At 72.5% G+C, this 6192-nt stretch carries 5 protein-coding genes; 2 read left to right on the plus strand and 3 right to left on the minus strand.

What is annotated here, in order from left to right:
- Positions 1-168: 168 nt before the first annotated feature.
- Together tenA and VGR37_17645 are read right to left on the minus strand one after the other, a co-directional pair.
- The gene (gene tenA / locus VGR37_17640; GenBank protein ID HEV2149229.1) at positions 169-864 is read right to left on the minus strand and encodes a thiaminase II; all 696 of its coding nucleotides are present in this window, start codon (positions 862-864) and stop codon (positions 169-171) included.
- Between the two features lie 74 nt (positions 865-938).
- Positions 939-2285 carry a DUF1343 domain-containing protein gene (locus tag VGR37_17645; protein ID HEV2149230.1) on the minus strand — a complete coding sequence of 449 codons (1347 nt, stop codon included), beginning with the start codon at positions 2283-2285 and terminating at the stop codon, positions 939-941.
- 165 nt (positions 2286-2450) lie between these two features.
- Between VGR37_17645 and VGR37_17650 the strand changes: the two genes are divergently transcribed.
- Together VGR37_17650 and VGR37_17655 are read left to right on the plus strand one after the other, a co-directional pair.
- Positions 2451-3698, plus strand: coding sequence for a GNAT family N-acetyltransferase (locus VGR37_17650; GenBank protein ID HEV2149231.1), 1248 nt, complete (start codon positions 2451-2453; stop codon positions 3696-3698).
- Positions 3699-3764: 66 nt separating this feature from the next.
- Entirely contained in the window at positions 3765-5414 is a 1650-nt protein-coding gene (locus VGR37_17655; protein HEV2149232.1) for an ABC transporter substrate-binding protein, read from the plus strand.
- Positions 5415-5489: 75 nt separating this feature from the next.
- Here VGR37_17655 and VGR37_17660 read toward each other — a convergent pair whose 3' ends face one another.
- A complete protein-coding gene (locus VGR37_17660) occupies positions 5490-5846 on the minus strand; it encodes a hypothetical protein (protein ID HEV2149233.1) in 357 nt (118 codons plus the stop codon).
- Positions 5847-6192 lie beyond the last annotated feature (346 nt).

Consider the following 6192-nt stretch of genomic DNA (forward strand, 5'->3'; position numbering starts at 1 on the left):
CACCACGACCACGTCGTGCTGCTCCAGCGACAGCATGCGCGCTACGTCAAACCCGACCTCGCCCGCTCCGATAACGATCACTCTCATGGGTTTATAGGTGAAGGGTGAAGAGTAAAGAGCGAGGGATAGCAAGGGAATTGCCCTTCACGTTTTACCCTCACCCTTCACTCAAACCGGCCATTCCTGCTGCTCCCACGCCTGCTGCCAGAACATCCACTCGTAGCGCACGCTGGTCCGGAACGCCTCGCGCGCCCGGGCCCGGCCGGCGTCGTCGGTGGCGTCCGCGAAGCGCTGCAGCAGCGCCAGGAGGCGGTCCATGTACTCGTTGAAGCCCGGGTCGGCGTAGGTGCGGAGCCATTCGGCGTAGGGGTGCCCGTCGCCGATGCTCCCCAGCGTGCGCTCCAGGTGCTGCCCCAGCTCGATGTACAGCCAGGGGCAGGGGGCGACGGCCGCCGCCGCCTCCGCCAGCGTCCCACGCAGCGCGGTGGAGACCATGTGGTCCTGGTACGCGCGGTTGTTGGGGGTGAGCTCCAGCGCCGCCACCTCCGCCGCGTTGTAGCCCAGCTTTTCGCCGTACCCGGCGTGGAGCTGACCCTCCACCACCAGCGCCAGCCGCGCCGCGTCCACGAACCAGAGCTTGTCGGCCGGGGCGGGGCAGCGCGTGGAGATCAGCGCGCAGGCGTCCGAGAACGCCTCCAGGTAGCGGGCGTCCTGCATCTGGTAGAAGCGGAAGCGCGCCGGTTCGAGCGTGCCGGCGGCCAACTCCCGCACGAAGGGGTGCTCGAACGAGGCGCCCCAGGCATCCGCGGCGTGCTCCAGGCACTCCCGCGCGAAGGGCGGGACGGTGAAGGCTCGGTCGGACATCTCGGAGTGCGAAAGTGCGTGAGTGCGAAACGGGGACGGCGGCGGAGCTCCCGCCGCCGTCCCGGGGTGGCTGCTCACCGCGTCGCGAGGTCGCCCGGCGGATACAGCCGGTAGCGGTTCCGCTTCGGCAGCCACTCGCGCACCTCCTGCTGCCAGCGCTGGCGGATCGTGCGCGGGTCCTCGCCGCGGTCGAACGCCTCGCGCGCCCACCGCGAGCCGATCATCTGCGTGAAGCCGGCGTTGGTGATCCGGAACTCCGGGTGCGCGCGCTTGATCTCGGTGAGCAGCACCAGCGCCGTGTAGGCCGGCTCGTACGCCTCGCGGTCGGTCACGTCGATCTGGATGGCCGAGAAGGTGGTGTCCCGGAACGGGATCCAGTTCTCGCGCGGGCCGGAGGGCGTGATCCGCGTGGCGGTGAGCCGCACCCCCGGGAGGTTGTAGTCGCGCACCCGCTGCAGCACCCGCTCCGCGTTCATCCAGGGGGCGCCCAGGTACGAGAACGGCGCCTCCGTCCCGCGGCCCACGGAAAGGTTGGTGGCCTCGGCCAGCACCAGGCCGGAGTACTTCAGCTCCGCGTCCACGGAGCGGATGTTGGGCGAGGGGCGCACGAAGGGGAGCCCCGTCTCCTCGAACCACATGTCGCCGCGCCACCCCGCCGCCGGGACCACGTGCAGCTTCGCGCCGACGTTGGCGTCCTGGTTGTAGTAGCGGGCGACCTCCCCGGAGGTCATGCCGTGCCGCAGCGGCACCGCGTAGTAGCCGGTGATCGCCTGCGTCACGTTGCGCACGTCCATGTGCATCAGCGGGCCGTCGATCGCGGCGGTGATCGGGTTCGGCCGGTCGAGGACGATGAAGGGGATGTTCCGCTTGGCGGCCTCCTCCATCGCCATCGCCATGGTCCAGACGAAGGTGTACGGGCGCGCGCCGATGTCCTGGATGTCGAACACCAGCACGTCCACTCCCTCCAGCATCTCGTCCGTGGGGCGCTGCGTCTTCCCGTACAGCGAATAGATGGGGAGGCCCGTCTTCTCGTCGCGCGAGGTGTCGATCTTCTTCCCCGCCTCCACGTTGCCGCGGATCCCGTGCTCCGGGCTGAAGAGCGACACCACGTTCACCCCCGGGGTGCGGGCTAGCAGGTCGATCCCCAGCTCGCCCGTGGAGGTGACCGCGGACTGGTTGGTGATGAAGCCCACCCGCTTCCCCCGGATCAGGTGCAGCGAGTCGCGCACCAGCACCTCCAGCCCGGTGAGGACACGCTCCTGGCGGGCGGCCGGGGCCGCGGCCTGCGCGGTGGGGGCCGGGGGCATGGTGTCGCGCGGAGCCTCGCCGGGGGGCTGGGCGGAGCGGCAGCCGGGAGCGCCTCCGAGCAGGAGGCCGGCGGCCAGCAGGACGGCGATCGGGAGCGGTTGGCGGGGCTTCATCGGCATCCGTATTTTGGGCCAGGAGCGGCGCGGGTGCCCTGCATGGCACAATCCACGCATCCAGCGCGCTCGGCAGGCAGTGGAAGCTTGGTGGTCACGTGCGTTCTGCGAAACTCAGGCCACCCGCCCGGGGCGCGGCGGCCGGAAACGAGAGGGGGAGGGCAGTTGGCCGAAACGTTTCGCCCGGCGACGTGGGACGAGGTGGACGACGTGGCGCGCCTGGAGGCGCACAGTTTCCCGTCCACCACCCGCGGGCACGAGTGGTGGGAGGACTTCGTGGTGGGCGGCCCCCACGGCGGGCTGGAGGCGCTCTGGGTGGCGGAGGAGAGGCGCCGCATCGTGGGGGCGTGCCAGCTCCTCTGGCTGCGGCAGTGGATCGGCGGCGTGCCCATCCGGGTCATGGGGCTGGGCTCGGTGGCGATCGCGCCCACGCACCGCCGGCGCGGCCTGGCCACCCGCATGCTGATCGCCGGGTTCGAGCACGCCCGGGAGCGCGGGGACGTGGCCTCCGCGCTCTTCCCCTTCCGGGCCTCGTACTACGAGTCGCTGGGGTACGGGCTGTCCGGCGAGGCCCACCAGTACCAGATCCCCCCCGGCGTCCTGCCGGACGTGAAGGAGGAGCGGCTCCGGGTGCACCTGGTGGAGTCGGAGGCGGAGTTCGCGGCCATGCGCGCCGTGTACGACGCGGGGGCGCAGCTGCAGACCGGGCAGCTGGAGCGGTCGGAGCGGTCGTGGCGCAAGGTGTGGGAGGGGGACGACCGCGCCTCGGTCGTGTACTGGGGGGAGGGCGGCGAGCCGGAGGGGTACGCCATCGTCCGCTACCGCGCCGACCTCCCGCTCACCGAGCGCTTCCTGGAGGTGGAGGAGCGGATGTGGCTCACCCTGGGCGCGCAGCAGGGGATCTACGCCTGGCTCTCCTCGCTGGGCGACCAGTGGCGCGAGCTGGTGTACCGCGCGCACCCGGAGGAAGGGTTCGGCGACCGGCTGAGCGAGCCGCGGCTCCCGCTCCTGAGCGCGCCCGGGTGGGGGCTCTGGTTCCCCTCCGCCACCCTCCTGCGCGGGCCCATGTTCCGCCTCCTGGCCGTCCCCGAGGCGCTGGAGCAGCGCACCCTCGTGAACGGCCACGACCTTTCCGTGGCGCTGGAGGTGGAGGACGACCAGATCCCGGAGAACCGCGGGCCCTGGCACCTCCGCCTGGAGGACGGGCGGATCCACGTGGAGCCGCTGGCGGGGCAGGCGGTGGACGCGACGGTCGCGCTCGCCGTGGACACCCTGTCCCGCATCTACATCGGCGCGCTGGCGCCCTGGCAGGCGGTGGCCGGGGGGCTGGCCACCATCGACCGGCAGGAGACCGTCCGCGTGCTGGACGCGGCGCTGCACCTGCCGCGCCCTTGGACCTTCGACCGCTTCTGACCGTCCGATGACGAATCCCATCCACCTCGCTCCAGGGAGCACCCTATGACTCGGCAGGGATCTTCGGTGCGCTGGCTTCACGGCTGCGCGGCTGCGCTCCTCGTCCTGGCGCTCGCCGCGTGCGGCGGCGACGACCGGGGCGGGGCCGCCGCGGCCGGGGGCGACGCCGAAACCTTCACCGGCGCGCCCGCGGGGGGTACGCTGATCGTACTCTCCGAGGGCGAGCCGGACGACCTGAACCCGCTCACCTTCTCCGCATCCGAGTCGTACCAGGTCGTGCACCTCCTCTTCCGCGCGCTCGCGCGGCGGGACAGCACGCTCACCAACTACGACCCCGACCTCCTGGAGTCGTGGGAGCTCCAGGACAGCGCCACGGTGCTGCTGCGCATCCGCCCCGGGGTGAAGTGGCACGACGGGCGCCCGGTGACGGCGGAGGACGTCGTCTTCACCATCGAGCGGCAGAAGGACCCGGCCACCGCCTCGCCCCGCCAGCAGGACGTGATCGCGGTGGAGTCCGCCCGCGCCGTGGACAGCGCAACCGTGGAGGTGAAGCTGAACCGCACCGGCCCCTCCACGCTGAACGCCCTCCTGGAGGTGATCCCGGTGCCCAAGCACCTGCTCGACACCATCCCGGCGGACCGGATGCGCTTCGCCACCTTCAGCCAGCGGCCGGTGGGGAACGGCCTCTTCCGGTTCGCCGAGTGGCAGAAGGGCCGGCAGGTGGTGGTGGAGGCGAACGGCGACGCGCCGGAGGGCCGCCCGCCGCTCGACCGGATCGTCATGCGCCCGGTCACCGACCCCACCGCGCGGCTCACCGAGATGCTGAACGGGAACGGCGGCCTCACCAAGGTCGCCGCGCACCAGCGCCAGGAGGTGGAGAAGGGCGCCAACGTGGAGCTGCACTCGGCCGCGCAGGTACGCCCCGCGTGGATCGCCTGGAACACCTCGCGCTTCCCGGTGAACGATCCGGCCGTCCGGCGCGCCATCCTCATGGGGGTGGACCGCAAGGGGATCGTGCAGGGGCTCTTCGGCGAGCAGGGGCAGGCGGCGCTCTCGCCCATCCCGCCGAAGCTGCGCCAGAGCGAAGGGGAGGTGCGCCCCATCCCCCACGACCCCGCCGGGGCCCAGCAGCTCCTGGCGCAGGCCGGGTGGCGCGACACCAACCGCGACGGGATCCTCGACAAGAACGGGCGCCCGTTGCGCGTGGAGGTGGAGTACAGCGCGGCCGACCCCATCCGCGGCGACGTGCTGGTGGCGATGCAGGCGCAGCTCCGCCGCATCGGCGTGGACCTGGTGCCGCGGTCGTACGAGCGCACCACCTGGGTGGAGCGGCTCCGCAACCAGGAGTTCACCGGCTCCTTCTGGGGGTGGGGGTGGGGACCGGGGGTGATGGGCCCCAACGCGGAGATGGTGTTCCACTCGCGCTCCGCCCCGCCCAACGGGCCCAACTTCGCCGGCTACAGCAACCCTCGGGTGGACGCGCTGATCGACTCCGTCCTGGTGCAGAACGACAGCACGCGGGCGCGGGCGATCTGGCGGCAGCTGGAGCAGCAGGTGATCGACGACGCGGTGTACGCGCCCATCTTCCTGGACCCGGAGTTCTACGCGGTGAGCGAGCGGTTCGCGAACGTGAAGTTCCGCGGGCCGGAGTGGTGGGAGGACGTGATCTACTGGCACGTGCCGCCGGACCAGCGGCTCCCGCGCGACCGCCAGTGAGCGTCGCCGGGTGACGCAGCGGGGGGAGGCAGCCGATCGTCCTGGCTGCCTCCCCCCGGGCCGTTTCCGGCCGTGCTACGCGACGGACTCCTCCGCCCCCCCGCCGGCCGCGCCGTAGAGGAGCTTCCCCTCCTGGTCGGCGACGCGGGCCGGGTGGCCGATCCGCATCCGGGAGCGCTCCCACTCCTCCCGCCCCATGATCCAGTAGTCGATGCGCGGGCGCTTCGGCGAGAAGCGCTCGTACAGGGTCTTCTCCAGGCCGCGCGCGTCGTCGGCGGCGTCGCGGAGGACGACGAAGGCGTAGAAGGCGTGTCCTTCCGGCGGGGAGACGGGCTGCAGCCCCACGATCCGCTCCACCCGGTGGGCGCCCACCAGGCGGACGATCTGGCGGGCCAGCTGGGCCGGATTGCGGGGACGGTCGGAGGGCTGCATGGGGCTCGGTCCGTGACGGCTGCGGTCGGGTGCACGCTCCGGCCGCTCGCCCGAGCGGCGGAGGAGGGGCGGGAACCGCTCGCAAGAAACAGGCGAGCCGGAGGAGGCGGCCGCGGCGATCCGCGTCGGCGGGGGCGCGCTCCGGATGCGGCGGGAGGTCCGGCCGGAGCCGGCGGGGCGGTCCGGAGGAAGGCGGGGGGAGCGGAGCCGCGGGCGGCGTCCACCGTGCTTCCGACCACGTAGCCCACAGACCCCCCCGCCAGCCCGCCGATGAGGAAGGGCGGGCCGAAGTCGCCGTAGTACAGCGCGGTGCCGAACGCGCCGACGAGGGCGCCCGCCACCGCCC

It is taken from the genome of Longimicrobiaceae bacterium (assembly GCA_035936415.1).
GTDB lineage: Bacteria > Gemmatimonadota > Gemmatimonadetes > Longimicrobiales > Longimicrobiaceae > JAFAYN01.

Excerpts from the sequence above, each read along its gene's own strand:
- VGR37_17645 (HEV2149230.1), bottom strand. The coding sequence starts at position 2,285 with ATGAAGCCCCGCCAACCGCTCCCGATCGCCGTCCTGCTGGCCGCCGGC.
- tenA (HEV2149229.1), bottom strand. The coding sequence starts at position 864 with ATGTCCGACCGAGCCTTCACCGTCCCGCCCTTCGCGCGGGAGTGCCTG.
- VGR37_17660 (HEV2149233.1), bottom strand. The coding sequence starts at position 5,846 with ATGCAGCCCTCCGACCGTCCCCGCAATCCGGCCCAGCTGGCCCGCCAG.